Below are 26,610 nucleotides of genomic sequence, written 5' to 3'. Positions count from 1 at the left end.
ACGATTCGATGAAACGCATGCTGTATTCCACTTCCGGTCTGTTGCTGATTGCCTTGCTGTTCCTGGCCTTCAACCTGGCGACCGGGCTGCTGCTCACCGGTGTCCGGCTCGACCTGACCCAGAACAAGCTCTATTCCATCAGCGCCGGCACCCGGCAGATTCTCGCGGAGCTGAAACAACCGCTCGACCTGTATTTCTACTTTTCCGACAGCGGCTCGAAGGAACTGGTGCCAATGCGCGGCTATGCCCAGCGGGTCCAGGAACTGCTCAAAGTCTACGAGCGCGAGGCCGACGGCAAGATCCGCCTGCATGTCATCGACCCGCTGCCGTTTTCCGCGGAAGAGGACAAGGCCGCCGAGTTCGGCCTGCAGGCCGTGCCGCTGGGGCAGGGCGGGGCGCCGGTGTATTTCGGCCTGGCCGGTACCGATGAGCAGAACAACGCCCAGGCGATCGAGTTTTTCGCGCCGGACCAGGAAGAGTTCCTCGAGTACGACATCAGCCGCTTGCTGCAAACCCTGGCCAACCCCAAGCGTCCAACCCTGGGCCTTTTGAGCAGCCTGCCGGCCAACGGTGGCTTCGATATCCGCACGCAGAGCAAGACCGAGCCGTGGATGCTGATCCAGGAGCTGCGTCAGGAGTTCGATCTGCAACAGCTCAAGCCCGATACCCAGGACATCCCGAAAGACGTCGACATCCTGATGTTGCTGCACCCGAAAAAACTCTCGCAGCCGACCCTGTACGCCATCGACCAGTTCGTGTTGCGCGGCGGCAAGCTGGTGGCCTTCATCGATCCCTACAGCGAACAGGACTCCGGCGAGGAGTACTTTGGCATCCAGAGCAAGGACAAGTCCTCCAATCTCGAGCCGCTGTTCAAGGCCTGGGGCATCCATATGCAGTCGGGCAAGGTCGTGGGGGACAACCTCTATGCCTTGCTGGAGAGTTCCGAGGAGGACGGGCGTCCGCTGCCGCGGCCGTTCACCCTGGGTGTGCCGCAAGCCGCCTTGAGCCAACAGGACCCGAGTACCGCCGGGCTGGAGTTCATTGCCCTGACCACCGCCGGCATCCTCGAACCAGTGGCCGGAGCCAGCACGCACTTCACACCGCTGATGTACAGCTCCGACTCGGCCAAGGCCTTCGAGGCGGACCGTTTCGACAAGCCAGCCGACCGTAAACAGATGTTGCGCGACCAGGAACAGCCCAGCCAGCGTTACGTGATCGCCGCCCGGGTGCAAGGCCCGGTAAGCACGGCCTTTGCCGACGGCATCGAGGGTCGCAAGGACGGCCTCAAGGAGGCGCAGCAGGTCAACCTGGTGGTGGTGGCCGATACGGACCTGTTGAGCGACCGGATGTGGCTGGAAATGCAGGACGTCAACGGGCGTCCGGCAGCACGGCCATGGGCCGACAACGCCTCCTTCGTGCTCAATACCCTGGACAACCTCGCCGGTTCGGACGCCCTGAACAGCCTGCGCTCGCGCGGCCCCTACAGTCGTCCGTTCGTGGTGGTGGAGCAATTGCGCCGCGAGGCCGAAGCCAGCTTCCGCGCCAAGCGCTTCGCCCTCGAGGAGAGTCTCGAGGAAACCGAAGGCAAGCTGCAGCAGTTGCAGGGCTCGCCGGACAAGGGCGAGACCCTCAGCGCCGAACAGCAGGCGACGGTGCGCCAGTTCATGCAGGAGAAAACCCGCATTCGCAAGGAACTGCGCGAGGTGCAATACCAGCTGAACGCCGATATCGATGAACTTGGAAGGACCTTGAAGATGCTCAATATCGCCGCGGTTCCGCTGCTGTTGAGCCTTGGTATGCTGCTGGTCTGGGTCGTGCGCTACCTGCGCCGGAGCAAGGACGTGTCGCGCAAGCCTGCGCCGCTCGGCAAGGTAGCCAGCTCACGGTGAGCGTAAGTGACCAGGGCCCGACCTGCCATTCATGCGCCAGGTCGGGCCAGCGCCAGGGCGAGGCGCTGCTACGCTGGGAGCAACTCCCCGACCTGTGACCCCGACATGACTGACCCGCTCCCGCCCACGCCTGCTTGCAGCGCCCGACAACTGCTGACCGCCCTCAATCTGGAACCGCACACGGAAGGCGGTTACTACCGCCGGACCTTCCAGACGGACCAGCGGCCGATGCTCGCCAGCGCGGGCGGGCAGCGGTACTTGATGAGCTCCATCTATTACCTGCTGACCGGGGATTCGCCCATCGGTCACTTTCATCTGAACCAGTCCGACATCCTGCATTACTTCCACCTCGGCGATGCCCTCGAATACTGCCTGGTGTTCCCGGATGGCCGCCTGGAAACCCGGGTGATGGGCAGCGACGTGCGGGCCGGCCAGTGCTTGCAGCTTCACGTTCCCGGCGATGTATGGAAGGCCTCGCGGCTGTTGCCCGGCGCAGCGGGCTACGGCCTGATCAGCGAAGCGGTGTGCCCCGGGTTCGACTACGCGGACATGCAGCTGGGCTGCAAGCACCAGCTCAGCGAACGCTTCCCGCGGCACGCCAAATTGTTCGAGCAGCTCTGCCAGCCCTGAAGAAAGCCAGCACGCGGATTGCTCGTTGCGATCAGTCAAGTGTCACTTGCGATCATTGTTGCGCGCGGCGCCCGGCGCTTATGGTGGCTCGGTCAATCGCCGTCGAACGACAGCTCCCCGGTCCACCCCTTGCAAGCGACAGGAGAACACCATGTCCGATCTGAAACTGCATCCCCAGGCCGCCGCCTCCCTGCAACGCTGGCACGCCATGCTGGCCCAGGGTGACCTGGGCGCCTTGCCTGACCTGCTGGATTCGAAGGTGGTATTCCGTTCGCCCATGGCCCATACGCCTTATCCGGGTGCGCCGGTGGTCTCGACCATCCTCAATACCGTGTTCAAGGTGTTCAGCGACTTCGCCTATCACCGTCAACTGGTCACCGCCGATGGCCTGAGCGTGGTGCTGGAGTTCAGCGCGCGGGTTGGCGAGCGGCAGATCAAGGGTATCGACCTGATCCGCTTCGACGAAGCCGGCAAGATCGTCGAGTTCGAGGTGATGGTCCGTCCCATGAGCGGCCTGCAGGCCCTCGGCGAAGAAATGGCGCGCCGCCTGGCGCCCTATCTGGCGGCGAGCAAGGCGTCTGGCTGAGCGGCGGCGAGAGCTGGGCCGCCCTGTGGAGGCCGGATCCTCGACTAGACTCACGCGATCGATGAAAGCGAGCATGAGGTTCCGGTCATGGCAAAAAACAAAAAGGGTGCCACCAAGGGCGTTCCCGCAGAACCTGCGAAACTGAGCAAAAAAGACTACGAGGATCAGCTGCGCCGGCTGCATGTGGAGCTGGTCAAGCTGCAGGAGTGGGTGCGCGAAAAAGGCATCAAGATCTGCATCGTCTTCGAGGGACGCGACGGCGCCGGCAAGGGCGGGACCATCAAGGCCCTGACCGAACGCCTGAGCCCGCGGGTGTTCCGGGTGGTGGCGCTGCCGGCACCGACCGATCGCGAGAAAAGCCAGATGTACCTGCAACGCTACCTGCCGCACCTGCCGGCGGCGGGCGAAGTGGTGATCTTCGACCGCAGTTGGTACAACCGCGCGGGTGTCGAGCGGGTGATGGGCTTTTGCAGCGAAGAGCAGGCGGACGGCTTCCTCAAGGCGGTGCCGCTGGTGGAGCGGGCGATCGTCGACTCGGGCGTGATCCTGCTCAAGTACTGGCTGGAAGTCAGCCAGGAAGAACAGACCCGCCGCCTCGAAGCACGGATCAAGGACGGGCGCAAAATCTGGAAGCTGACGCCGATGGACGTCAAGTCCTACAGCCGCTGGTATGACTATTCCCGTGCCCGCGACGCGATGTTCAAGGCCACCGACACCGAACATGGGCCCTGGCTGGTGGCCGACTCCAACGACAAGCGCCGCGCGCGTCTCAATATCATCAGCGACCTGCTCAGCCGCATTCCCTACAAGGAAGTACCACGGGAGAAAGTGGTGTTGCCCAAACGCCAGAAGCCGGGCGGCTATCGGGAATCGGACCATCCGTTGCGACGGGTTCCGCAGAAGTTCTGAGCACCAGGCATCAGCCCATCTACCCGCCAAGGCCAGCGTCCGATGAACCATTCGGGGTCTTCTCCGCCCGTCCCGGAACCTGGCCGGATTGCCCGCCGGGACGCCGGCGACGAACAGCATCGCTGGAGCCGCTGGCTGCCGGGGCTGCGTATGCTGCGCGAATACCGCGTGGCCTGGTTGCGTCACGACTTCGTGGCCGGGCTGGTGCTGACCACGGTGCTGGTGCCTGTCGGCATCGCCTACGCGGTGGCGTCGGGGCTGCCCGGCATCTATGGCCTCTACGCGACCATCGTGCCGTTGCTCGCCTATGCGCTGTTCGGCCCCAGCCGGATCCTGGTACTGGGGCCGGATTCTTCGCTGGCCGCGGTGATCCTCGCCGTGGTCCTGCCACTGTCCGGCGGTGACCCGCAGCGCGCGGTCGCCCTGGCGGGGATGATGGCGATCGTGGCCGGGGCGGTGTGCATCCTGGCCGGCATCGCGCGCCTGGGGTTTGTCACCGAGCTGCTTTCCAAGCCGATCCGCTACGGCTACATGAACGGCATCGCGCTGACGGTCTTGATCAGCCAACTGCCGAAGTTCTTCGGTTTTTCGGTCGAGGCCAACGGGCCGCTGAGCAACCTGTGGGCCATTGCCACAGCAGTGCTGGAAGGCAGGACCAACTGGACCGCCTTCATGGTCGGCGCGGCGACCCTGGCGGTGATCCTGCTGTTCAAGAACAGTAAGCGGGTGCCGGGCATTCTGATCGCCGTCACCGCGGCGACGGTCGCTGTCGCTGTGCTGGACCTTGCGGCAACCGCCGGTGTGTCGGTCCTGGGTTCTCTGCCACAAGGCCTGCCGGCGTTCGCCATCCCCTGGATCAGCCGCGCCGATATCGGCCCGGTGCTGATCGGCGGCTGCGCGGTGGCCTTGGTTTCGTTCGCCGATACCAGCGTGCTGTCCCGTGTCTACGCGGCGCGGACCCGCACCTACGTCGACCCGAACCAGGAGATGGTCGGGCTTGGCGTGGCCAACCTGGCGGCCGGATTTTTCCAGGGCTTTGCCATCAGCAGCAGCTCGTCGCGCACCCCCGTGGCCGAGGCCGCTGGCGCCAGGACCCAGGTGAGCGGAGTCATAGGCGCCCTGGCCGTAGCCTTGCTGCTGATGCTGGCCCCGAACCTGCTGGAAGATCTGCCCACCAGCGCCCTGGCCGCGGTGGTGATCGCATCGGCCATCGGCCTGATCGAAGTCAGCGACCTGCGGCGGATTTATCGCATCCAGCAATGGGAGTGCTGGCTGTCCATCGTCTGCACCATCGGCGTGGCCGTGCTGGGCGCGATCGAGGGCATCGGCCTGGCCATCGTGATCGCCGTCATCGAGTTCCTGTGGGATGGCTGGCGCCCTTACTCGGCGGTCCTGGGCCGGGCGGAAGGGGTCAAGGGTTATCACGACATCACGCGCTATCCCGACGCGCGCCTGATCCCCGGCGTGGTGCTGTTTCGCTGGGACGCCCCGTTGTTCTTCGCCAATGCCGAGCTGTTCCATGACCGGGTGCTGGACGCCGTGGCGGCCTCGCCAACGCCGGTGCGCTGGCTGGTGGTGGCGGCGGAACCGGTCACCAGCGTCGACGTGACGTCCGCCGACATGCTGGCGGAACTGGACGACACCCTGCACCAGGCCGGCATCAAGCTGTGCGTGGCCCAGATGAAAGACCCGGTCAAGGACAAGCTGAAGCGGTTCGGGCTGTTCGCACGCTTCGGCGAAGCGGCGTTCTTCCCGACCATCGGCGATGCCGTCGACAGCTACCTCGCGCAGCATCCGCTGGAGGGGGAAGGGCGCGAGGATCGCTGAGCGGCAGTGGCGCGACTCAGTGGCAAAGTCGCGGGTGATCAGGTCCTGATCTTGACCGGGGCCTCGCCTTCCAGGGGCGACTCAGGCGAACCGCATTGACAGTTCCACGTCGCCGCCGAAGGGCACGGACAGGTAGCCACTGGCGGGCGAACGGACCCGGGCCAGGTAGTCCGGGCAGTAGTCCGTGTTGTCGGCGACGATCAGCGCGCCCGGCCGCAGGCGGCTTTCGACCAGGGCCAGGATATCGGCATACAGCGCCTTGGCGCCGTCGAGCAGCAGCAGGTCGATGGACTCGGGGAGGTCGACCGCCAGGGTCTTCAGGGCGTCGCCCTCGCGGATTTCCACCAGGTCGGCCAGACCACCTTCGAGCAGGTGCTGGCGCGCCCGCTCCACCTTGGACGCCTCGAACTCGCTGCCGATCAGGCGGCCGCCGCCGTTGTCGCGGATGGCCGCCGCCAGGTGCAGGGTCGAGATGCCGAACGAGGTGCCGAACTCGACGATGTGCCGGGCCCGGGTGCTGCGCGCCAGCATGTACAGCAGCTCGCCGGTCTCGCGGGAAACGGGCAGCCAGAGGTCTTTCAGGCGGCCATAGAAATCCAGGTATTCGGTCTTGCTGTGCATCAGGCGTTCGCGTTCCTCGCGGGAGATGCCGGCGACGGCCGGGCTGGTCGCCGTATCGGCCTGCTCGAACAGGCGATCGAGCAGGGGCGCGAGTGGGGAGGTGGTCAATGTGCTGGTCATGGGGGCATCCCGTCCGAAGTTGACGCCTTGCGGCGCGTGGCTAAAATGCGATCAATTCGTCGCATTCAGAGGATATGAGCAAGTGACCCCCTGCGCTATTCGCATTGGCTGCGGCCCTGTCGGGCCATCATGAGCAACCGCCGGACCCCGCAGGTTTCCTCGCGCAAAGCGCCTAAACAGGCACGCTCGACGGAGCTGGTGGCGGCGATTCTGGAAGCCGCTACTCAGGTTTTGGCCAAGGAAGGCGCGCAGCGTTTCACCACCGCGCGGGTGGCCGAGAAGGCCGGCGTCAGCATCGGTTCGCTGTATCAATATTTCCCGAACAAGGCGGCGATCCTGTTCCGCCTGCAAAGCGATGAGTGGCAACAGACCACGCAGATGCTGCGCGGCATCCTCGAAGAGGGTGGCAAAGCCCCGCTGGAGCGGCTGCGGGTGCTGGTCCGGGTGTTTATCCAGTCCGAGTGCGAGGAAGCCAGGATGCGTGTAGCGCTCAACGACGCCGCGCCGCTGTACCGCGACGCCCCCGAAGCGCAGGCCGTGAAGGCGCAAGGGGAGCGGATCTTCCAGGCTTTCATGGAGGAGGCGCTGCCCGAGGCGCCGCAGGCCACCCGCGCCCTGGCCGCCGACTTGATCACCACCACCCTCAGCAGCGTGGGCAAGGACTTTTCAGAAAGCCCGCGCACCGCCGCAGAGATCCAGACCTACGCCGACGCAATGGCAGACATGTTCTGTGCCTACCTCACGCAACTGGCGCGCCGCGCGGGCTGACTGACTGGTAAAGCCGCGAGGTGGCCGGCCTGGCGCGCGCGGGCAAGCATCCTGACAAGGGCGTTATTCAGCCATCAGCACCTGGGGCGACACCACCCATGCGCTGCAAGGCAGCTGGTACAGCAGCTGCTCCGCCGTGCTGCCGATCAGGCGCCCCAAGCCGCCGCGATGGCCAACCCTGCCCATGACAATCACGTCGATGTCATAGGCTGCGACGTAACTGGCAAGGACCTTGGCCGGGCTGCCCATGATCATGTGCTGGCGTTCCGGCGCAATGCCGTTGCGTTCGGCCAGTTCGTCGAAGGCTGCGGCCTGTGCGTCGAACAGGGTCTTGGCCTTGCTTGTCGAGAAAAACGTCGAGCTCTGGTCAAAGTTGAATTCGTCCGCGCCGATAGAGGACAGGTCATGGGCATAGACCACGTCGAGCTCGGCGTTGCAGGCGCTGGCCAGTTTGGTCGCCTCATGCAGTATCCGGTCGTTGAAGTCCTGGTACTGGTCATCACGATGGAACGGGTCGACCGCTGCGACGATCTTGCGCGGCAATGCATGCTGCAGGTGGCTGACAAAATGCAGGGGCACCGGGCACTCGCGCAGCAAGTGGATATCCAGGGGCGTGAAGAACACCCTCGACAGCCGCGATTGATGCTCCAGGGCCTTGATCAGCAGGGCCATGGGCTGTTCTTTGAGGTGCGTCAGGATTTCCTGCAGCGGGCTTTCGACCCATATCACTTCAGTGGTGACGGTCAGCCCCAGTTTGCGCATCGGGCGGGCCTGTTCCTCGAGCCATTGGCGATGGCGTTCGACATAACCCAGGCGCATCTGCTCCAGGGCCTGTTCGTTGACCAGGCTGGCCGTGGCCAGGCCTTCCAGGTAGTCGAAGGCGACGATGTGCAGGGCTGCGTCTTCGGCCCTGGCCAGGGCGGCGGCCCGATCGAAGGCGGGGCTGTTCTCCATCAGCGGCGAGACGACCAGCATGAAACGTGATTGCTCGGACATGACAAATCTCCCGTGGGTAATGGCAGGTAACGGCAGCGCGTCTGTGGCCGTGAAACCTTGCTGCGATCCTGCCTCCGGCCGGTGGTGCGCGTTTGATCTGTATCAAGCGGTCCGGTCGTGGAGCAGGCCAACTGACGTGTGGTCAGCCGCGAGGGGGCCCATTGATGAATTATTGATCATGTCGGCGCATTGCGCGGGGATCTGACATGGATCAGCACCCTGGAGGCGCTAAGGGAGGAATCTGGATTGACGCGGATGCCTGTATCAATGGGCGTCTGACGCCGAAGACCCACCTGTCTGGAGGTAGATCATGAGCCAGTATCAACGGTTGCTGCTGATCATCAATCCGGCTCAACGCCATTCCCACGCCATAGGACACGCTGCCGCCCTGGCCCAGGCCAGCGGGGCGAGCCTGCATATCGCGGCCTTGATGAGGTCTCTGGATATTCTGTCGTTGCTTGAAGAGGGCGACCGGAAAAAGGCCCGGGAAAGTTACTTGCAGGGCCAGCGCGACTGGCTCGAGGCCCAGGTGGAAGACCTGCATGGCAAGGGGCTCGCGGTGACAACGGAGGTGGCATGGGTCGATGACATGGAGCAAGACATCCTCGACCATGTCGTGGAAATGCAACCCGACCTGTTGATCAAGCAGATACAGCATGAGCCGAAGCTCAAGCGCGCATTCTTCACCCCTCTGGACTGGCACTTGCTGCGCCACTGCCCGATACCGGTCTATCTGATTGGCGGGAATGGCGACGCCTTGCCTCGCAAGATCGTGGCAGCGGTCGAGGTGTCGGATACCGAGCCTGCGGACAACGACCTCAATGAGCGGATCATCCATCAGGCCGCCGGCCTGGCATTGCAGTGCGAGGCCGAGCTACATCTGCTGTATGCCTGTGATATTTCCGCGGCCTTTCTGGCGGATATGGGCGGCGTCGACCTGACCCTGGGGGGGCTTACCCGGGAGCTGCGCGAGGATCTGGAAAAGTCTTTCCTCAGGCTGGCCGAACGTTATGGCGTGCCATCCGAGTGTCGACACTTCATCAGGGGGCAGCCCGTCTCGGTGCTGAGCGAGTTTGCCCACGCCCAGGGTGTGGATGTGATCGTGATGGGCAGAAACCAGTCCCGCGGGCTGGCCAAGCTCTTGGGCAGCACCACCGAACATATCCTGTACCAGGCGTCTTGCAGCGTTCTGGCGGTCTAGGGGAGGGCGTGACTCAAAGTGCCGCCACGGAGTCGAGCTGCTCGCGGGCCTGCTTGGCGTTCGAAACGTCAAAGGTGCGGGGCAGGGCGACGCTGTTCTTGGCGGCGAGGATCTCGGCCATGACGCTCACGGCGATCTCGGCGGGGGTCTTGCTGCCGATGTAGATGCCGATGGGGCCGTGCAGGCGCTGGAGCGAGGCTTCGGTTTCGCCGAAGTGTTCGATCAGGCGCTCGCGGCGCAGCTGGCTGTTGCGCCGCGAACCGATGGCGCCGATGTAGAAGGCCGGGCTGTGCAGGGCCTCGAGCAGAGCCAGGTCGTCGAGCTTGGGGTCATGGCTGACGGCGACGATGCAGGTGCGCAGGTCCGGGGCGAATTCGCGGACGATGTCGTCCGGCATGCCAACCAACTGCTCCACGCCCGCCACGCTCCAGCCGCCGATGTATTCGGGGCGGGGGTCGCAGACCGCGACCCGGAAACCGTTGAACAGCGCCATGGTCGCCAGGTATTCGGCCAGCGCGCCGGCCCCGATCAGCAGCAGGCGGTAGCCGGGGCCCAGGGTGTTGACCATCTGCCGGCCATCGAAGACGAACTGCTCCGGGGTAGCGCTGATGGTCAGGGACACTTGGCCGCTGCCCAGGTCCAGGCTGCGGCGCACCAGCTTGCCGGCGTTGAGCTGCGCCAGCAGTTGTTCGAGGGCAATCCTCGAGGGGGTGAATTCGAGGATCAGCTCCAGCGTGCCGCCACAGGGCAGGCCGAAGCGGTGCGCTTCGTCGGCGCTGATGCCGTAGCGCACCACCTGCGGCGGCCCGTCCGGCAGGCCATTGCCGCCATAGGCGTTGGTGTAGCGGTGGATCAGGTCGTCCTCGATGCAACCTCCCGACACGCTGCCGACCACCCGACCATCACCGCGCAGGGCCATCATCGAGCCCACGGGGCGGGGCGAGGAGCCCCAGGTGCGGGCCACGGTGGCGAGCAGCACGCGGTGACCGGCCTGGAGCCAGTCATGGGCGGTGCTCAGGACCAGTAGATCGATGCTTTCCATGGGGACCTCGGTTGTTCATGGGAGGGGTTGCTGGCGGATCCGCTCCTGGCCAAGGGGATCGCCAGCACCTCGCTCCTTTTTTCAGCGCATGTGCAGGATGATCGGGCTGCTGCTGGCCGGGTCGGTATGCCCGCGCAGCTTGCCGACCGCTTGCGCGTCGACCGCGCCGCCCGAATTGCCCCAGGTGCCGCGCACGAAGCTCAGGGCCTCGGCGATTTCCCGGTCCGACAATTGCTCGCGAAAGGCCGGCATGCGGTAGGCATCCGGCACGCCGGCGGCGACGATGCGCTGCGAGCCGTTGAGGGTGATGTTGATCGCCGACGCGTTTTCCTTGGCCAGTGCCGAAGTGGCGCCCGCCAAAGGCGGCATCCACTCGGCCTGGCCCTGGCCGTCCAGGCCGTGGCAGGACGCGCAGCGGGTCACGTAGGTATGGGCTCCGGGGCTGTCCAGGCGGGTGGCGGCGGACACGGCCTGGTACTGCCAGGGCGCGCCGTCGCGCTGCGGATCGCCGGGCAGCGACTTGAGGTAGCGGGCGATCGCGGCCAGGTCCTCGTCGGCCATGAACTGGGTGGAGTTGTTGAACGCCTCGGTCATCGAGCCGTAGACCACCGCGTGCTGGTTACGCCCGGTCTTGAGGAACTGCACGATCTGCGGCTCGCTCCAGCGGCCCAGGCCGGTGTTGGAGTCCTGGCGCAGGCTGGGGGCGTACCAGCCGTCGAGCAGGGCGCCAGCGAGGAACGGCGCGCCGGACTCGTCCAGGGCCTTCTCGTTGAACGCCAGGCCGCGCGGGGTGTGGCAGCTGCCGCAGTGGCCCGGCCCCTGGACGATGTAGGCGCCGCGGTTCCACAACGCATCCTGCGCAGGCTTGGCCGCGTAGGGCGTGCTCGGGGCGAACAGGCCGTTCCACAGCGCGATGGGCCAGCGCATGTTCAGCGGCCAGGGGATAGCGCTGGGGACGTTGGGCTGGCTGACCGGTTGCACGCCTTTCATGAAGAACGCGTACAGCGCGCGCATGTCATCGTCGCTGAGCTTGACGTAGGACGGGTAGGGCATCGCCGGGTAGAGCCGCCGACCGCCCGGGGCGACGCCATGGCGCACGGCGCGGTCGAAGTCGGCCAGGCTGTAGGCGCCGATGCCGGTATCCCGGTCGGGGGTGACGTTGGTGGCGTGGATGGCGCCCAGCGGCGTGGCCATTTCCAGGCCGCCGGCGAAGGGCGCCTTGCCCGGCAGGCTGTGGCAGGCCACGCAATCGCTGACCCGGGCGACGTACTCGCCGCGGCTCACCAAGGCGGGGTCGAAGCGGGTCGCCGCGGCCTGTTCCTGCTCGAAGGGCGAGGCGGGCTCGCGGGTGACATACCAGGCCAACAGGCCTGCCGCGACCAGGCACGGCAAGGCCAGCCAGCCTGCGGTTCTTGCGAATCGGCGGTTATTCATGGGCGGTCCTTGTCGGTCAGCTGAAGGTGTATCGGCTCAATGGCAGGCTACGGATGCGCTGGCCGGTCAGCCGCGCCACCGCGTTGGCCACCGCCGGCGCCACCGCGGGCAGCGGTGGCTCGCCGACGCCGCCCATCTTTTCGCCACTCTCGACAATCCGTACATGCACCCGCGCCATGCGTGAAGGCGGCAGGATCGGGTACAGGTCGTAGTTGCGCGCCCGGGGCTTGCCGTCCACGTAGACCGCTTCTTCCACCAACGTCTGGGACAACCCCAGGGCCACGGCACCATTGACCTGGGCCTCGACGATCGCCGGGTTGACGATGCTGCCCGGGTCGATGGCCTGCCAGATGTCGTGGACCTTGACCTGGCCATTTTCGATCGAGACTTCGGCGATCGCCGCCGTGTGCGAGCCGAACGGCGAGGCCATGGCCACGCCGCGGGCGCGGCGAGTGCCGTCCTCAGCAGTGAACGGGCCGCGCTTCCAGCCGCCGGACAGTTCGCCAACCGCCTGCAGCAAGGTGGTCAGGCGCGGGTTGTCGCGCAGCAGGTGCTGGCGTAGCTCGTACGGGTCGCGGCCGCCTTTGTCCGCCAGTTCGTCGAGGAAGGCCTCGTAGAAGAAGTCGTTGAGCGAATTGCCCACCGAGCGCCAGTAGCCGAGCATGGCCGGCCCCTTGACGTAGATCTGCGCGATGCGCTTGTTGGCAATGGTGTAGGGCTTGCCCGACAGACCTTCAAGGGCCGAAGGGTCGAGTTTCTCGCCCTGTTTGCCGGCGATGGCCTCGGTGGGGCCTTCGGTGGCGCTCACCGCTTCGATCGCCACCGGCAGCCCTTGGGCATCCAGCGCGGCCTGGAACTTGACCACAGCGACCGGACGCAGCACGTCACGCAGGAACTCTTCCTCGCGGCTCCAGATCAGCTTGACCGGGCGGCCGACGGCCTTGGCCAGGGCGATGGCCTGCGGGTAGGGGCAGGCCGAGTCATAGAGGAAATGCCGGCCGAAAAAACCGCCCAGCAACGGCGAGTGCAGGGTGATCCGCGAGGGATCGAGACCGGTGCGCCTGGCGATGTCGGCGCGGAACATGTCCGGCGCCTGGTTGGGCAGCCAGACCTCCAGCGAACCGTCGGGATTGAAGCGCGCCAGGGCCGAAGGGGGCTCCAGCTGGGCGTGGTTGAGGTACTGGTTGTGGTAGGTGGCCTCGACCCGGGTCTTGGCACTGGCCAGGGCGGCGGCCACGTCGCCTTCGTTTTCGTCGTCGCGGGCCGGGCCTTGCTGGGCGGCGAGAAAATCGCGGAACGCATCGCTGGAAAAATCAGCGGGCATTGGCCGTACCTTCGAATCGGCGGACGCTTCCTGCCAGTCGACCTGGATGGCTTCCACCGCGCGCTTGGCGTGCCACCAGCGTTCGGCGACCACCGCCACCGCGCCGGGCAACTGGTGAACGGAGTGCACGCCTTTCATGGCCTTGACCTGGGCCTCGTTGCGCAGGCTGCCCACCGTCATGCCCAGGCGCGGCGCGTGCTGCACGGCGGCGTGGAGCATGCCGTCGACCTTCAGGTCGATGCTGTACAGCGCCTTGCCGGTGGATTTCTCGTAGGCATCGACGCGCCGCACCGGCTTGCCGATCCAGCGGAACTGGCTCGGGTCGCGCAGGGTGATGCTGGCCGGATCGGGCACCGGCATGTCCAGGGCGCGACCGGCCAATTCACCGTAGCCCAGCGAACGACCGGAAGCGGCATGCAGCACCCGGCCAGGCTCGGTGGACAGCTCGGCCAGCGGTACGCCCAGTTGCTCGGCGCCGGCCTGCAGCAGCATGGCCCGCGCCAGGGCGCCCAGGCGGCGCATGGTCGGGTAGCTCATGCGCACCGACATGCTGCCGCCGGTGATGCGCATGCCGTTCTCCATGACCACGTAGGCTTCGCCGGGCGGCGCGGCCTCGACCACGAAGGTGGCGGGGTCGGCGTCCAGCTCTTCACCGACGATCTGCGCCATGGCGGTGTGGGTGCCTTGTCCGCCTTCCATGAAGGGGCTGAGCAGGCGCACGCTGCCATCCGGGCGAATCTCCAGGAACGCCGGCACCTGGGTCCCGCGTTCCGCGGTGCTTGCCGTGGCGGCCAGGACCCTGGCCGAACCCAGCGGCAGGCCGAAACCGAGCACCAGCGCGCCCACGGCGGTGCCGGTCAGAAAGCGCCGGCGGGACAGGTTGATCGGTTCGTCCAGCGGCAGGTCCAGGAGGTCTTCAGCGAAATCGATGGGCTTGTTCATCAGGCGCTTTCCTTCTTGGCAGGCTGGGCCAGGTCATGCACGGCGGCATGGATGGCGTTGTAGGTGCCGCAGCGGCACAGGTTGACCATCGCCGCCTCGATCTGCTCATCGCTGGGCGCGGGGCTGTGCTTGAGCAGCGCGGTGGCCGCCATGACCTGCCCGGACTGGCAGTAGCCGCACTGGGCCACCTGGTGCTCGACCCAGGCGGCGACCACGCGCTTGCCGACTGCGTCCGCCTCGATCGCCTCGATGGTGGTGACCTCGCGGCCGACCACACCCGCCACCGGGGTGACGCAGGCGCGCACCACATTGCCGTCCACCAGCACCGAACAAGCGCCGCACTGGGCCAGGCCGCAGCCGTACTTGGTGCCGGTCAGGCCCAGGTCATCGCGGATCACCCACAGCAACGGCGTGTCGGCGTCGGCATCGACCTGATAGGTCTTCTGGTTGATTCGTAGTTCCATGGCTCACCTGCTGATCATCGGTTGGTGTGTCGTTGTTTTTTCTTCAGGAGGCGCCACGAGGCGCGTCCTTGCTCAAGAAACGCGGGTAAAGGGGCGGATACGCCAATCCGCTGCCCCGTGCGCCGGGCTGGCCGCGAGCACGTCGGAGTGGGCCGGAAGGTCCAGCGAGAGAAAATGCGAGGAGGTGTCGAGGGTGTGTGCCAGGGGCGATGCCTGGCCGGCGCGGGCTTGGGTCATGGCAGCTGGCTCCTAGTGATCGGACTCTAGCCCAGGGGCCAAGGGTTTCCTATCCGATACCCGGCAAGCTCAGAGGATCAGGCAAGTATTCCAGAGGAATGCGCAATAACGCGGGGATGGGAGGCGTCTAGCAACTGCAACGAGTGACAGACAAGGCGGGGTTTATGGGCTGGCTACGGCTTGGGGGGAGGGCTTGGAAGGAGAGCGTCGCGATGAGCCGTCGGGCCGCGCAACCTGTGCGCGCCCCGACGGATTTGATCCCCGCTTAGATCCGGTGGATCTGGGTGATGTGCGGCTTGCCTTTAATAGGCGCGTAGATTTCCACTACGGCCTGCCAGCTGTCCGACGAGCCAGGCACCGTTGCTTTCGACAGATAACGATAGTTCGTGCCGTTGACGACTTGGGTCGAAACTTTCTCAGGGGTGTAGTGCACACCCACGAACCCGGCCAGGGCCTCTTTGAATACTTCCCGATCCTTTGGAGTCAGTTCGTGGTAAGGAGTCCATCCGCCAACAAAGTTCTCTTGAGCCGACATACGATATATCTCCATATATAAGTTCCTACTCGTCTGGCTTTTCGGAGTCCGCCCCGTTTATTGAATGGTTTCCGGGATCCATTGTGCCGAGTGGGTTTCCCAAACGCCTGCTCATCGTGAAACAGGGTATTGGGGAGAACACCGGCACGTACTGCACAAGTCGCGCACTGCAAGCCATCAAGTGGCGGGCGCGAACCGCTGGTCATGGAGGATGAGGTGGTCGCCGGCTTCAGATCCTTGTGCCTGATGGAAACAGCCTTCGATGAATGATGACCGCCAGACCTCCGTGTCTTGCCTGCAGCAGCTGTGCTTATAGGGCATGCCGCTGGATGGCCTTAAGCTATCAGGCGGGAGTGAAAAGTATGTCCGCATTTGGCTGTGTGAGATGTAAGGCGTTGGCTATTGGCTACGAGCGGCCAGAGCCCTTGAACCTGCTATCAATATTGAAGTTTATCGAAGGGCACAGTGCCGTTATCGAGATATCGGTTCACCGAACGCGACTGTTTGGCTGAGAAGCAAGCCGAATGAAGACGCTTTAAGGGGTTAGCCTGTAGCCTTGAACGATTGCAACCTGCGAGTTTCTGTTTTGGCTAGAAGTGTAGATAGGCGCGACTATGAAAATGTAGACCGTCCCATCGTGGTCATGGCGAAGGACTACCCGGCCGCATATGCCGTGGCGCCGCATGCCCATTCCTGCGGGCAGCTCATCTACGCGGTTTCCGGCGTCATGGAGATCCGGACGGGCACGGGCCTGTGGCTGGTGCCGCCGCAACGCGCCTTGTGGATGCCCGCGGGAATCTCCCATGCCATGCAGACCCGAGGCAGCCCGGTGGCATTGCGCACAGCCTATGTTCGCCAGAATCGCTATCCCACTGATGCACCCCTGCACCCCGGCGCGGTACGGGTTTCGAACCTGCTGCGCGAACTCATCCTGCGTGCGGCGACGATTGCCCTTGATTATCCAGAGGACAGCCGGGATGGCCGCATCCTGAGCCTGATCCTCGAAGAGATTGCCTGGTCGCCGGAACAAGGGCTGCATTTGCCCACGGGCCGCGACAAGCGCTTGGTGGCCACCTGCGAAGCGATCCTGGCCAACCCACAGGATAATCGCACGCTGAACGACTGGGCCGGCCAGCATGGCGCGACAGCGCGCACGCTGTCGCGGCTGTTCACTGCCGAACTCGGGGTGCCGTTTCAAGTGTGGCGACAGCAGGCCCGCGTGATGGCGGCATTGCCGCGCTTGGCCGCGGGCGAGCCCGTGACGACTGTGGCGCTGGAAATGGGCTACGACACGCCGGGCGCGTTCTCGGCCATGTTCAAGCGGCTGCTTGGAGCATCGCCCAGCCGCTACTTTGCGTAGTTGACCGGGCGTGCGCTTGTCCTGTTTGACGTAGAGGTTGTCTTTCTGCGCGAAGCGTGACGAGAGGCGGGGCAACACACTATCAAGTGATTCGGCGGCCTACTGTCCGCCGCCACGATTGATAGGGCCTCCATGGACTCGCATGCAGCACAACGGCGCTTTCTCCTGCTGATCCTCAGCTCCACCTTTCTGCAAGGCTCGTCCTTCGTCGCCAGCAAGATTGTCCTGAGTGAATTGCCGCCGCTGTGGCTGGCGGCGCTGCGGTTTTTCGTGGCGGCTCTCTCGCTGCTGCCCTGGTTGTGGCTGCGCCACCGTGCCCGGGTCGCTGCCGGCACAGCGGTTCCGGTCAAGGCCATGCCCTGGCTGCGACTGACCATCATCGGCCTGTTGCAGACGACCGGTGTCATGGCGTTCCTGACCATGGGCCTGACGCAGACCAGCGCATCCAAGGCGGCAATCCTGATGGCCAGCAATCCGCTGGTGGTGGCGCTGCTGGCCGGCATCCTGCTCAAGGAGCGGGTACGCCCCCTGGCCTGGCTGGGCCTGCTGCTGGCCTTCGCCGGAGTGGTGGTCTGCATCGGTGTGCAGTCGGTGATGAGCGGCGCGATCGGCCCCGCGGAAGCGCTGGTCATGGCGGGCTCGACCTGCTGGGCTCTCGCCACGCTGGCCAGCAAGCGCTTTCGCTTGGCCGTCGATACCTGGACGCTGGCGTTCTGGCAGATGCTCATTGGGGCGGTCGCGCTCGCGTTGCTGGCCGCCTGGCGTGGCGAGTCGTTCAGCCTGCCGGCCCAAACGATGGTTGCGTTCCTGTGGCTGGCCATTCCCGCTTCGACGGGGGCCATGGGATTGTGGTTCGCGGCCCTGCATACGGGCGGCGCCGTGCGCACTAGCGGCTTCCTGTTTCTGTGCCCTTTCTTTGCCGCGCTGATCACCTTCGCCATCAGCGGCGACATGCTTTCCACCCACGAAATGCTGGGTGGCGTGATGATCGCCGTAGGCATTGTCTTGCTGTCCCGGACACCGGCCGCGCGGCCGGCCAGCCATTCCTCGCCCCGGGAAACCTCTTCATGACCCCCACAAATCCGCGCTGCTGGTGAAGGGGAGGAGGGCATGGCTGCTTTTGGCCAACCTGTGGGGCAACCCAGTGTGGGCCGCGGCAATTGCCTGTTCGTTGACCCGACACGCCGTCGACGATAGTTCATCATTTTTATTGTGGCTCTTAAGAGCGTTTAGTTTTAGAAAAGTGGCATGGCACCGATCACCATTGACATCTTTGTTCACCCACTGGATGAATTTGATAAAGGGTGGATCGAAGCTATCCTCACCAAGGACAGTGAGCTTAATTATTTCCAAATACGTGTTAAATATCTGGGCAGGAGCCAAGAGACATGACAGGGGAAGATCTGATCAGGGCTATAAACAACAACACAACACTCATGGAATTGAAGAATTGTCCTGGTGTGCCAGCTCAAATGAGCTGCGCTGTTTACGGGAAGGTGCAAGATGATGTTGGAAATGATGTCATCGAAAACAATGCGAGCATGAAGTACCAAATCGAACAAGCACTTTTATTTCGTGGTGATCACTCGCAGACAGCTGTTTGGCACTTTCTTATTACGGGATCAGCGGTTCATCACTTTGTCGTTATCCCTTGGTACAAGCAGTCAGTCGGGACAGTGTATACGGTCTTTATGGCTTACGAGCATAAAAAGGGCGACGAGTATGGGTACTCGGTGGATAAGTATGTCAAACATATCCATCCAGCCCCTGGCGAGATTAAAGGCTACAAGACAGTTTGGACGGCAAACGACCTAAGCACCATGCTCTCTGACTTGCTAACTAAGAGTAACGCTTGGGAAGAGTATTTCGGTAATGTTGGACCCGCTCAGGCAGATACAATCCGCTACTATCAATACAAAGCAACAGCACTAAACTCTGCAGTTTCCAACGTGAATCAATACAGAGAGCTCTGTCGGTAGGCTACTTGGCCATCCTGGCACTTGGCCCGCGGTTACCCAAAGCCCACTTTCAGTGCCTCGATGTGCAGGTGGGCCTCGGCCAGCAGCTTCTTGAGTTGGCATTCTCCGGCTCGATCTTTAGGCTCTGGTGCGCGCTCATCACGCAAGTCACGCACCAGGCCCGTCAATAATTACCATTGGCCGCTTATGAGACAGCCGACGATTTCCCAACCGCTGTATTCCCACCAGGAATATCGTTCATCGGAGCAACTTCTGGCCAGGCTGGCCATCTGGATTTCGCCAGCTTTTTGATGGGTTCCGAAAGGAGTGTCAATAGAAGCTGTCACCTGATTGACGGCCTGGGGAGACTTGATGGTGGTCGGATGCACGGAAGCGTTCGCGACAGTTGCGGTGAGAGCGAGCGTCGTGGATACGGCCAGAGCAGTTATGGACTTTTTCATGTTCGAATCCTTTCAGTAATCTGACATGCGGCTTATACATCGGCCTGACCTGCCTTTATCCAATATCTGAACAGATCGGGCACTCGCGTAGTGTGGCGCCATGAAAGCCTACCATCGCGCTGCCTCCCGGACAGTCGCTCAATAACACTATTGACAAGCTGGCAAAAGCCTGGATTTTTTCTGTGGAGAGAGCTGCCCAAGAGTTCGCGATTTCTATCGGTATGGCGCCAATTGCTGTCGTCATGGTTTGAGGCGGAGGGATGCCAACGGCGTTGTTTCTGAGGACGGCATTCAAGTGTGCAGCGGTAACCGACGCCACACCGTGCATGATTACGAGAATGGAGGCTTTGCCAGGCTGAAAATTTGGTCAACCCTAGCCTCGGCTCTGCATACGATGATTCGCATAATGTATATTATGTTAAATCAGGTGCTATGTCAGATATGTTCATGAGCTGCCTAAGCGACTGATGGACTGCCCCCGCCCCCATAGACATTTTCCAGCCTCTACGTCGGCACGGACCATGTCACGGGTTTTGTAGATCCTCTTGCGGATACGTTCTTTTTTCAGGCTACTGACCACGGCATTGTCCCAGCAGTTTCCTCGGCGGCTCATACTCGGCTCGAGGTGGTTGGCCAGACAAAAACGTTTCCAGTCATCGCTACCATATTGGCTACCCTGATCCGAATGCACGATGACTCTGGTTTTGGGTTTACGGCGCCATACCGCCATGAGCAGCGCGTCCAGCGCCAGCTCCTTGCCTAGCGTTGGCTTCATTGACCAGCCGACCACCTTGCGAGCGTAGAAATCCAGTACGACGGCCAGATATAACCATCCCTGCCACGTTCGGATGTAAGTGATATCGGTCACCCAAGCCTTATTAGGGGCATCGACAGTGAAGGCCCGGTTGAGTCGATTGGGGGCAATGATCGATGGCCTCCCTTTGATTGCGCGCGGGGCTTTATATCCTCTGAGCGCCTTGATTTTATTGGTGCGCATCAATGCCGCGACACGGTGCTTGCCGCAACTTTCTCCAGCCTCGCGCAAGTCAGCAAACACCCTCCGTGCGCCATACACACCTCGACTGGCCGCATAGGAGTCACGGATCAGCCCTAACAACCGACCATTCTCTTTTTCTCGATCGGAAACAGGCTTGTGTAGCCATTGATAGAACCCGGCACGAGCAACTTGCAACACCCGACACAGCGTAGTGAATGACTTGCCTGACGGCTTCGGCCTTGAATTCCGGCGTGAATCGTTGGGTGCTCATAAACTTCCTCCTATGCTCAAAGCATAGGCTGGAGATGTCTACGGTGACGGGGGCAGTCCACTCACGACACTCACCGTTTTCTGTGTGGGTCGATCATCTCCATGAGACTACTTATCGCTATACGACTCGGAGGACTGGGGACCTTCCTGATGATCCGTGAAGACGTCCAATCTATTTCTGTTACATCAAAAGTTTGGTCATCGTAGATCAAGGTATGGCGAAGGTTGGGGCTATTACGACAGAAGCCATCAAGATTGAAACCATCTCTCATCCCATCGATCGAGCCGCCATGCATGACGACAAGATCAAAAGCCACGAGTGAGTACTCCACTAAATGAAGAAAATCGGCAAAGGCTGCCACCGGCGCTATACGATAGTAACCCTGTTCGTTCAGTAACCTTTCGACTTCCAGTCGTTGAGAATGACATTTGTCGAAAATCATAATTCGCAAGGCCTTTGTAGGCATGATCATATTCCATGAGCAAAGCTGCCATGCCTCGCTGCTTCCGGCGTTAGGCAAACAGTTTTATTTCTAAATCGAACAAAGCATACGAGTTACAAGAAAATTGATTAGTTATTTGCTTGGCGAATAGTTCTCTCAGAGGTCAGCGCATCCTTGATGCCTCCATTGCCTTGTTAAAAGGCTTGATCAGATAGTCCAATACGTTTGGAGCTGGACTTTATCTCCACCGTCGCGCTCATCCGGGGAGGATCGAAAACAGCTTACCGCTCGTGTTCGTTAGTTAGCGATAGTCTGTTTATACGTGTTTCGATCAATAGCTGGTTATCCACCCGGTTGACCAATGACCTGCGGTTCTCCAGTGGCTAGATCGAGCGTGCCGACGGCAGGTGGTTTGAATACTGACGATTGAGGTAAAAAAAATCTCTAGGAATGATCCGAAATTTCTGTCGCCGTCAACACGATGCAAATTACGCATGATCTTGAGAACCTTCGACAAGCACATGACTGCCAGCCTCGACTCTCGCACATCACACGACGGCCGAACTGATCGCAGTCCGCCTAAGCTATGGCCTGAGCTACTTAGCGACGCGAAGGAAGTGGTAAAGACCGATACCTATGAAATGGGGCTGGCCTAGGCTGACACTGGTCCCACCTTATAGGGAGGCATACGGAACCTCTGACAACAAATCCTGAAATTTCGCTGTTACAGCAAACATCTAACACAATAAATCACCACACCACCAACAGCGACCTTACAAAAACAAAAATCAATAGGAAAAATCCTAAATCAAATTAAGATGCGAAATATAAAGCCTCTTGATTTTTACCGAAATATTTTCTTTTGGCTTGTTGACAGCATTGCAATAAAACGGAAAAGAAAACCCCGCATAACGATCCCTTCCCAATAAGCCATACGCCACAGGAGGACTCATGCGACCAACAAACATATCCTTGAATACTAGCCCATCGGGCCAATACGCAGCTTTGAAATATGCACTTTTTCTCTGGATGCTTTCACCTTCATGTGTATTAGCTGGAGTTGAAACCGACATCGCTGAAGCACTGATCGACTCCAAAAGAAATACCTGGTTCAAGGAGCTCCAAAATAACGTCCTTACCGGCTATCCACAACCAGGCTCAGAATCATCCGAGCTTGATCGGATAGGTTCCATCGCCTACGTACAAGACAGTGGAGCTAGATACAAGCTCGCTAGGAGCGATAGATCGCAAGAGACCGCTTATCAACTATCGATAATGACGCAGTCAGCACTAGGTTCGCTCACCCCCGCAAAAACACCCACCATGCCGCTAGTTCTTTCAGATCTATCGTCTTACGACAGCTTGGTAGATCTATACGAACTGGCAGCCAGATCATATGACCCTAACAAACAAAGGAAACGAACCGCAGACTTCATATTAAAGGAACAGTTTCTTCGTGGAAGACCCTATGAGGTTCTGGAAAACTCACAATATATAAAAGATTACCTATCCATAAAAGGCTCATCCTTCCCAAGCGGCCACACTTGGGAAGGTTATACAACGGCGCTGCCCATGAGCCTGGTATTTCCAGAGCGTGGCAGCGAAATAATTTCCCGCGCATTGCAATACGGCGAGAGTCGTGTCGTGTTGGAAGCACACTTTCCAACCGACACTATTGCCTCCCGCATTGGCAACTACTACTACCTGTCGAAAATACTGTCAGACGACACGTTGGCAACTACCTTTTTTGAACTGAGCAAGGATGTTCGAACGCAGGTAGAAGAGTCGAAGCTTTGCTCGGGCCCTTTGCGTGGCTGCCTTGAGGCTCAAGACTCGCCCTTGACCGATACTCAAGCCAACGAAAACTACAGCATCGGCTATTACAACCAACTGCTCAAACGCCCTGTCGTAGCGCTCACCCCTGAACATATTCCGCAACAGTCAAGTGCCTTGTTGCGTTTTCGCTTTCCCTATTTGAAGTCACCCGAATGGCAGCAGATTCTGGCTAGCACAGCTTACCCCAGCAACTCGCTGGCGGGCTGGACCTTCGACGCCAACAACCCAGACGCCAACTGGGGCCTGATCAACCTGCCCCGCGCTTTTAGCGGCCCCACCTATTTCTATGAAGATTTCACAGTCAACCAGAACCCAGCTTCAGATATGGATCTGGCCGGCTTTTCTCAAACCGATACCTGGAAGGAAGATATTGGTGGCCCTGGTAGCTTGATCAAAAATGGTAGCGGTACGCTAATCCTCACAGGCAACAACACCTTCAGTGGCGGCATTGACCTGAACCAAGGCACCTTGCAGGTGGGTAACGGTGGAACGCAAGGCGCGGTGACGGGCAATATCAACAACGACGCCACGCTGGTCTTCAATCGCAGTGACGACACAGCCTTTGGCGGCGATATCAGCGGCGATGGCAAGCTGGTGAAAGATGGCGCTGGCCTGCTGATCCTTACAGGCAACACGGTCTCCAATGGCGGCATCGACGTGAACCAGGGCGCCGTGCAAGTGGGTAACGGCGGAACGCAAGGCTCGGTGAGGGGCAATATCAACAACAATGGCACGCTAACCTTCAATCGTAGTGACAACATCGCATTTGGCAGCAATATCAGCGGCGGCGGCAGTCTAATAAAAGACGGCTCGGGTATGCTCGAACTCAACGGCAACAACAGTTCTACTGGGCACACCTACATCAACAAAGGTGCACTGAAGATCAATGGCACACTGAACCACGCATTGGTTTACGTAGAGTCCGGCGGCCAGTTGCAGGGCATCGGCAAAGTCGGCTCAGTCACCGTCAACAAAGGCGGGATCATCGCCCCCGGCAATTCGATCGGTACCTTACGCATCACCCAAAACCTGACCTTCAGGCCCGAGTCGATTTACCAGGTCGAGGTCGATGCGACTGGACGTGCCGACAAGCTGGACGTAGCCGGACATATTGACCTGCAAGGTGGTCTGGTTGACGTTCAGGCAGAGGCCGGCGACTACAAATCCAACACCAGCCTGCCTATTATCCAGGCGCAAAAAGGCATCAGCGGCCAATTTGCCAGCGTCACATCCAATTTGGCCTTCCTCACGCCCAGCCTGACTTACGAAACAAACCAAGTAAACCTGAACCTGGTGCGTAACGACGTCAGTCCTCAAGCACTGGTGGAAACCGCAAACGAAAAAGTCTTGGCCACCCAGCTGCTGAACGAGGCCCCTATCACTATACCGCCCTCGACTTTGCCAGTCGTTATTACGCCCTCGCCCACCGTAACGCCAGTGCCTGTTCCATCAGCAACACTGCTGGCCGCTACCCCCTCCGTGGGCGCTCCGGAAACCGTACCTCTAACCTGGGCCGAAAAAGAAACCAATACCTTGATCGGGCTCTCCAGAGATGAGTTCAAGCACGTCATGCAATCCATGACCGGCGAGCTGCATGCCTCGCTCAAGAATGCGCTGTTGCAAGATTCAGGCTACGTGCGCAACGCCACGCTTAATCGTCTTTACCAAACAGAACAGAACCCGCGTGCTTTGGGCGCCTGGGGATATGCCTTCAACTCCAGTGGCGCGCAAAATCGCCAGGATGATGCTGCCAAACTCAATCGTTCGACTCACGGGGTAATCTGGGGGCTCGATCAGCAAGACGAAGATAGCGGCTTGAGAGCCGGTATCGCCGCCAGCTATCAAAGCAGCTCTGCCTCGCTCTCCATGCAGAGTGCTTCGGCCGATGTCGAGACCTACAGCCTTGCCGCCTATGCCGGTAAACAGTTGGACAGCGTTACAGTGCGCCTCGGCGCGGCCTACGCCTGGCATGAGATCGACAGCAAACGCGATATAAACCACAAGAATGGCACCACGCGACTGAAAGGCAGTTACGATGGAAGCACCCGCCAGGTCTTTGCCGAACTGTCCAAGGCCATCAACTTCAACACCTTGACTCTAGAACCCTTTGTTGGGCTTAACTACACACACCTTGAAACCGAGGCCTTTACCGAGAAGCAAAACCTGTTCGCCCTCAGCGGCAAGAAAAGCCGCATGGACGTGACCTCGGCCCGACTCGGTGCGCGTGTGAACGCCACCCATCCACTGGCCAGAGGCATGACCTTGCGGCTGAGTGGCAGCACAGGGCTGCAACACACCTTCAGCGAACCATCCACGGAGACCCGACTGAAACTGCGGTCCCAAGGGGACTTCGTCAGTATCTCCGGTTTACCTGTGCAAAAAGACATGGCTCAATTGGCACTCAACGCCAGCCTTGACCTAACGCCGTCCTTTTCCATCGGCTTGGGGTACACAGGAGAAATAGGCCAGCGCTTTCACGACCAGAGCGCTTCTGCTACTGCCTCCTGGACTTTCTAGAGGTAACTAGATGCACCGCCGCCGCCCCAAGAAAACCTCGCGCTGGTGGAGTTAGCACCTCACAGAGGGCTGAACAAGATAGGGGAGCCGATTGCAATATAAGAATGAAGCATTTCTTCGCCAGCAGGCATGTTCGTGTGGGCTAGGTGTCAACCCCGTAGGAACATGCTCGCTCGCGGTACCTTCTTACACGCCGCCGAGCAGCTCGACGAATGCTCGGATTATCACCTTCGCGGTTGATCAAAGGTAGATGAATAATGGTAGAAGCCCACTAATAGGATCATGGTGGAGCCATTGTCGCAGGGGGGCTGAAGAAAGGTCTTGCTCTGATCAACGGCACCCTGGTGTCCACCGCGCAGGTTTTCGCCTCCTAGACACGATTTATCGGCAGCTCATCTCACTTTTAATCCTATTCCGATGTTTTGCTTAGTACCGGACTTTCATAATTCACCTCAATGAGCGCCCCATCTGAACTCATCGATTGGCGGCAATTCAATGAGGTATAGACATGACTATCTCCAAAAAACATTTGTGTGCCCTGTTGGCAGGTTCGGCTGCAGCGTTAGCCGCACCGTTCATTTGCGCGACCGGTATGCAGCCTGAGACCTCTGTGGTGATATTGTATGAGGCCGAAGGTGAAACCAGCATCAACGTCAAGAACACCGACGGCACTCCGGCGCTGTTGTATTCGACTATCGAGAATATCCCCGAGGACACCGAGCCCCTGGTAGTGCTGACTCCACCCGTCACCCGTGTTGAGGCCGGTGAAACCCAGCTTGTGCGTTTCCTGCGTCAAGGAGGCGAGCCGGTGACAACCCAGCGACTCAAGCGCGTAATCTTTGAAGGCATCGCTCCAAAACTCAACAGCCAAGGGCGCTCGACTGTCGGTGTCAGCATGCGTCAGAACCTGCCTTTGATCGTTCACCCCAAGGGTCTGGAGCCTAACCGTGAGCCTTGGAAGTTGCTGAAATGGGGTATCCATAACGGCAAGCTGGTGGTGATCAACAACAGCGCCTATGTCGTGCGGTTGTCTCAAGAGCTGAAACTCAAGCCTTCGGGCAAGACGGCCTTGCTGCCACGCACCTATGTCCTGCCTGGTGAGACATTGAAGATGGCGTTGGCACCTGAAGCTATCCACTCAAGCTCGGTAACCATCGGCCCTGGCACGGTCTATGGCTTCTCTGTCGATAAGTACGAAGCGCCTATCGATGCCACTACTAGTTACTGAGCACGCGCAATAGTC

Annotated in this window: 23 protein-coding genes and 1 pseudogene; 12 read left to right on the top strand and 12 right to left on the bottom strand. The window is 60.9% G+C overall.

All coding sequences use genetic code 11. The features are described from left to right. Positions 1-8: 8 nt before the first annotated feature. The 5 genes from AC07PQ_RS21435 (at position 9) to AC07PQ_RS21415 (ending at position 5,841) form a co-directional block, all read left to right on the top strand. The gene (locus tag AC07PQ_RS21435; RefSeq protein WP_493186273.1) at positions 9-1,889 is read left to right on the top strand and encodes a GldG family protein; all 1,881 of its coding nucleotides are present in this window, start codon (positions 9-11) and stop codon (positions 1,887-1,889) included. Positions 1,890-1,994: 105 nt separating this feature from the next. Then, entirely contained in the window at positions 1,995-2,519 is a 525-nt protein-coding gene (locus AC07PQ_RS21430; RefSeq protein ID WP_007925679.1) for a cupin domain-containing protein, read from the top strand. 151 nt (positions 2,520-2,670) lie between these two features. Continuing rightward, the gene (locus tag AC07PQ_RS21425) at positions 2,671-3,105 is read left to right on the top strand and encodes a nuclear transport factor 2 family protein (RefSeq protein WP_007925678.1); all 435 of its coding nucleotides are present in this window, start codon (positions 2,671-2,673) and stop codon (positions 3,103-3,105) included. Positions 3,106-3,192: 87 nt separating this feature from the next. Continuing rightward, complete coding sequence (gene ppk2, locus AC07PQ_RS21420) at positions 3,193-4,014, top strand: polyphosphate kinase 2 (RefSeq protein WP_493186274.1); 822 nt, start codon at positions 3,193-3,195, stop codon at positions 4,012-4,014. A gap of 42 nt (positions 4,015-4,056) precedes the next feature. Further along, positions 4,057-5,841 carry a SulP family inorganic anion transporter gene (locus AC07PQ_RS21415; RefSeq protein WP_493186275.1) on the top strand — a complete coding sequence of 595 codons (1,785 nt, stop codon included), beginning with the start codon at positions 4,057-4,059 and terminating at the stop codon, positions 5,839-5,841. An 81-nt stretch (positions 5,842-5,922) separates the two neighbouring features. On the opposite strand, the gene AC07PQ_RS21410 is transcribed toward AC07PQ_RS21415, so the two are convergent. After that, positions 5,923-6,582, bottom strand: a complete 660-nt coding sequence (locus AC07PQ_RS21410; RefSeq protein ID WP_007925674.1) for an O-methyltransferase — start codon at positions 6,580-6,582, stop codon at positions 5,923-5,925. Positions 6,583-6,711: 129 nt separating this feature from the next. On the opposite strand from AC07PQ_RS21410, the gene AC07PQ_RS21405 reads away from it, so the two are divergent. Continuing rightward, positions 6,712-7,350, top strand: a complete 639-nt coding sequence (locus tag AC07PQ_RS21405) for a TetR/AcrR family transcriptional regulator (RefSeq protein ID WP_493186276.1) — start codon at positions 6,712-6,714, stop codon at positions 7,348-7,350. 63 nt (positions 7,351-7,413) lie between these two features. Here AC07PQ_RS21405 and AC07PQ_RS21400 read toward each other — a convergent pair whose 3' ends face one another. Further along, complete coding sequence (locus AC07PQ_RS21400) at positions 7,414-8,346, bottom strand: universal stress protein (protein ID WP_493186277.1); 933 nt, start codon at positions 8,344-8,346, stop codon at positions 7,414-7,416. A gap of 310 nt (positions 8,347-8,656) precedes the next feature. Here AC07PQ_RS21400 and AC07PQ_RS21395 point away from each other — a divergent pair, with 310 nt between their 5' ends. Continuing rightward, the gene (locus AC07PQ_RS21395; RefSeq protein ID WP_493186278.1) at positions 8,657-9,547 is read left to right on the top strand and encodes a universal stress protein; all 891 of its coding nucleotides are present in this window, start codon (positions 8,657-8,659) and stop codon (positions 9,545-9,547) included. A gap of 13 nt (positions 9,548-9,560) precedes the next feature. Here the strand turns inward: AC07PQ_RS21395 and AC07PQ_RS21390 are convergent, their stop codons facing one another. The 6 genes from AC07PQ_RS21390 to AC07PQ_RS21365 form a co-directional block, all read right to left on the bottom strand. Continuing rightward, the gene (locus AC07PQ_RS21390; protein WP_493186279.1) at positions 9,561-10,589 is read right to left on the bottom strand and encodes an XdhC family protein; all 1,029 of its coding nucleotides are present in this window, start codon (positions 10,587-10,589) and stop codon (positions 9,561-9,563) included. 81 nt (positions 10,590-10,670) lie between these two features. Further along, positions 10,671-12,023, bottom strand: a complete 1,353-nt coding sequence (locus tag AC07PQ_RS21385; RefSeq protein ID WP_493186280.1) for a c-type cytochrome — start codon at positions 12,021-12,023, stop codon at positions 10,671-10,673. 16 nt (positions 12,024-12,039) lie between these two features. Then, positions 12,040-14,289 carry a xanthine dehydrogenase family protein molybdopterin-binding subunit gene (locus AC07PQ_RS21380; RefSeq protein ID WP_493186281.1) on the bottom strand — a complete coding sequence of 750 codons (2,250 nt, stop codon included), beginning with the start codon at positions 14,287-14,289 and terminating at the stop codon, positions 12,040-12,042. Further along, a complete protein-coding gene (locus AC07PQ_RS21375; RefSeq protein WP_493186282.1) occupies positions 14,289-14,753 on the bottom strand; it encodes a (2Fe-2S)-binding protein in 465 nt (154 codons plus the stop codon). The genes AC07PQ_RS21380 and AC07PQ_RS21375 overlap by 1 nt, the downstream gene beginning before the upstream one ends. A 72-nt stretch (positions 14,754-14,825) precedes the next feature. Further along, the gene (locus AC07PQ_RS21370; protein ID WP_007925629.1) at positions 14,826-14,990 is read right to left on the bottom strand and encodes a hypothetical protein; all 165 of its coding nucleotides are present in this window, start codon (positions 14,988-14,990) and stop codon (positions 14,826-14,828) included. A 265-nt stretch (positions 14,991-15,255) separates the two neighbouring features. Continuing rightward, on the bottom strand, positions 15,256-15,525 hold the full coding sequence (locus AC07PQ_RS21365) for a hypothetical protein (protein WP_007925627.1): 270 nt from the start codon (positions 15,523-15,525) through the stop codon (positions 15,256-15,258). 643 nt (positions 15,526-16,168) lie between these two features. Between AC07PQ_RS21365 and AC07PQ_RS21360 the strand changes: the two genes are divergently transcribed. The 3 genes from AC07PQ_RS21360 to AC07PQ_RS21350 all read left to right on the top strand — a co-directional run bounded on the left by AC07PQ_RS21360 (position 16,169) and on the right by AC07PQ_RS21350 (position 18,864). After that, on the top strand, positions 16,169-16,885 hold the full coding sequence (locus AC07PQ_RS21360; RefSeq protein WP_493186283.1) for an AraC family transcriptional regulator: 717 nt from the start codon (positions 16,169-16,171) through the stop codon (positions 16,883-16,885). A gap of 132 nt (positions 16,886-17,017) precedes the next feature. Then, positions 17,018-17,956, top strand: a complete 939-nt coding sequence (locus tag AC07PQ_RS21355; protein ID WP_493186284.1) for a DMT family transporter — start codon at positions 17,018-17,020, stop codon at positions 17,954-17,956. A 317-nt stretch (positions 17,957-18,273) separates the two neighbouring features. Then, positions 18,274-18,864, top strand: coding sequence for a hypothetical protein (locus tag AC07PQ_RS21350; RefSeq protein WP_493186285.1), 591 nt, complete (start codon positions 18,274-18,276; stop codon positions 18,862-18,864). A gap of 170 nt (positions 18,865-19,034) precedes the next feature. Here the strand turns inward: AC07PQ_RS21350 and AC07PQ_RS21345 are convergent, their stop codons facing one another. The 4 genes and pseudogenes from AC07PQ_RS21345 to AC07PQ_RS21330 all read right to left on the bottom strand — a co-directional run bounded on the left by AC07PQ_RS21345 (position 19,035) and on the right by AC07PQ_RS21330 (position 22,129). Next, complete coding sequence (locus AC07PQ_RS21345) at positions 19,035-19,304, bottom strand: hypothetical protein (protein ID WP_493186286.1); 270 nt, start codon at positions 19,302-19,304, stop codon at positions 19,035-19,037. Between the two features lie 445 nt (positions 19,305-19,749). Further along, a pseudogene (locus AC07PQ_RS21340) lies at positions 19,750-20,520 on the bottom strand (IS3 family transposase); the annotation flags it as partial. Positions 20,521-20,642: 122 nt separating this feature from the next. Beyond that, complete coding sequence (locus AC07PQ_RS21335) at positions 20,643-21,038, bottom strand: hypothetical protein (protein ID WP_087090966.1); 396 nt, start codon at positions 21,036-21,038, stop codon at positions 20,643-20,645. Positions 21,039-21,817: 779 nt separating this feature from the next. Beyond that, positions 21,818-22,129 carry a hypothetical protein gene (locus AC07PQ_RS21330; protein WP_493186377.1) on the bottom strand — a complete coding sequence of 104 codons (312 nt, stop codon included), beginning with the start codon at positions 22,127-22,129 and terminating at the stop codon, positions 21,818-21,820. On the opposite strand from AC07PQ_RS21330, the gene AC07PQ_RS21325 reads away from it, so the two are divergent. Both AC07PQ_RS21325 and AC07PQ_RS21320 read left to right on the top strand, forming a co-directional pair. Then, complete coding sequence (locus AC07PQ_RS21325) at positions 22,044-25,367, top strand: autotransporter domain-containing protein (protein WP_495072394.1); 3,324 nt, start codon at positions 22,044-22,046, stop codon at positions 25,365-25,367. The two genes, AC07PQ_RS21330 and AC07PQ_RS21325, sit on opposite strands and share 86 nt — an antisense overlap. A gap of 508 nt (positions 25,368-25,875) precedes the next feature. After that, positions 25,876-26,595 carry a fimbria/pilus chaperone family protein gene (locus AC07PQ_RS21320; RefSeq protein WP_007925614.1) on the top strand — a complete coding sequence of 240 codons (720 nt, stop codon included), beginning with the start codon at positions 25,876-25,878 and terminating at the stop codon, positions 26,593-26,595. Positions 26,596-26,610: the final 15 nt, after the last annotated feature.

It is taken from the genome of Pseudomonas sp. GW821-FHT09E12 (assembly GCF_059416085.1).
This window is presented reverse-complemented; position numbering and strand designations above follow the sequence as displayed.

Coding starts and splice junctions, on each gene's coding strand:
- AC07PQ_RS21435 (WP_493186273.1), top strand. CDS start 9: ATGAAACGCATGCTGTATTCCACTTCCGGTCTGTTGCTGATTGCCTTG.
- AC07PQ_RS21430 (WP_007925679.1), top strand. CDS start 1,995: ATGACTGACCCGCTCCCGCCCACGCCTGCTTGCAGCGCCCGACAACTG.
- AC07PQ_RS21425 (WP_007925678.1), top strand. CDS start 2,671: ATGTCCGATCTGAAACTGCATCCCCAGGCCGCCGCCTCCCTGCAACGC.
- ppk2 (WP_493186274.1), top strand. CDS start 3,193: ATGGCAAAAAACAAAAAGGGTGCCACCAAGGGCGTTCCCGCAGAACCT.
- AC07PQ_RS21415 (WP_493186275.1), top strand. CDS start 4,057: ATGAACCATTCGGGGTCTTCTCCGCCCGTCCCGGAACCTGGCCGGATT.
- AC07PQ_RS21410 (WP_007925674.1), bottom strand. CDS start 6,582: ATGACCAGCACATTGACCACCTCCCCACTCGCGCCCCTGCTCGATCGC.
- AC07PQ_RS21405 (WP_493186276.1), top strand. CDS start 6,712: ATGAGCAACCGCCGGACCCCGCAGGTTTCCTCGCGCAAAGCGCCTAAA.
- AC07PQ_RS21400 (WP_493186277.1), bottom strand. CDS start 8,346: ATGTCCGAGCAATCACGTTTCATGCTGGTCGTCTCGCCGCTGATGGAG.
- AC07PQ_RS21395 (WP_493186278.1), top strand. CDS start 8,657: ATGAGCCAGTATCAACGGTTGCTGCTGATCATCAATCCGGCTCAACGC.
- AC07PQ_RS21390 (WP_493186279.1), bottom strand. CDS start 10,589: ATGGAAAGCATCGATCTACTGGTCCTGAGCACCGCCCATGACTGGCTC.
- AC07PQ_RS21385 (WP_493186280.1), bottom strand. CDS start 12,023: ATGAATAACCGCCGATTCGCAAGAACCGCAGGCTGGCTGGCCTTGCCG.
- AC07PQ_RS21380 (WP_493186281.1), bottom strand. CDS start 14,289: ATGAACAAGCCCATCGATTTCGCTGAAGACCTCCTGGACCTGCCGCTG.
- AC07PQ_RS21375 (WP_493186282.1), bottom strand. CDS start 14,753: ATGGAACTACGAATCAACCAGAAGACCTATCAGGTCGATGCCGACGCC.
- AC07PQ_RS21370 (WP_007925629.1), bottom strand. CDS start 14,990: ATGACCCAAGCCCGCGCCGGCCAGGCATCGCCCCTGGCACACACCCTC.
- AC07PQ_RS21365 (WP_007925627.1), bottom strand. CDS start 15,525: ATGTCGGCTCAAGAGAACTTTGTTGGCGGATGGACTCCTTACCACGAA.
- AC07PQ_RS21360 (WP_493186283.1), top strand. CDS start 16,169: ATGGCGAAGGACTACCCGGCCGCATATGCCGTGGCGCCGCATGCCCAT.
- AC07PQ_RS21355 (WP_493186284.1), top strand. CDS start 17,018: ATGGACTCGCATGCAGCACAACGGCGCTTTCTCCTGCTGATCCTCAGC.
- AC07PQ_RS21350 (WP_493186285.1), top strand. CDS start 18,274: ATGACAGGGGAAGATCTGATCAGGGCTATAAACAACAACACAACACTC.
- AC07PQ_RS21345 (WP_493186286.1), bottom strand. CDS start 19,304: ATGAAAAAGTCCATAACTGCTCTGGCCGTATCCACGACGCTCGCTCTC.
- AC07PQ_RS21335 (WP_087090966.1), bottom strand. CDS start 21,038: ATGCCTACAAAGGCCTTGCGAATTATGATTTTCGACAAATGTCATTCT.
- AC07PQ_RS21325 (WP_495072394.1), top strand. CDS start 22,044: ATGCTTTCACCTTCATGTGTATTAGCTGGAGTTGAAACCGACATCGCT.
- AC07PQ_RS21320 (WP_007925614.1), top strand. CDS start 25,876: ATGACTATCTCCAAAAAACATTTGTGTGCCCTGTTGGCAGGTTCGGCT.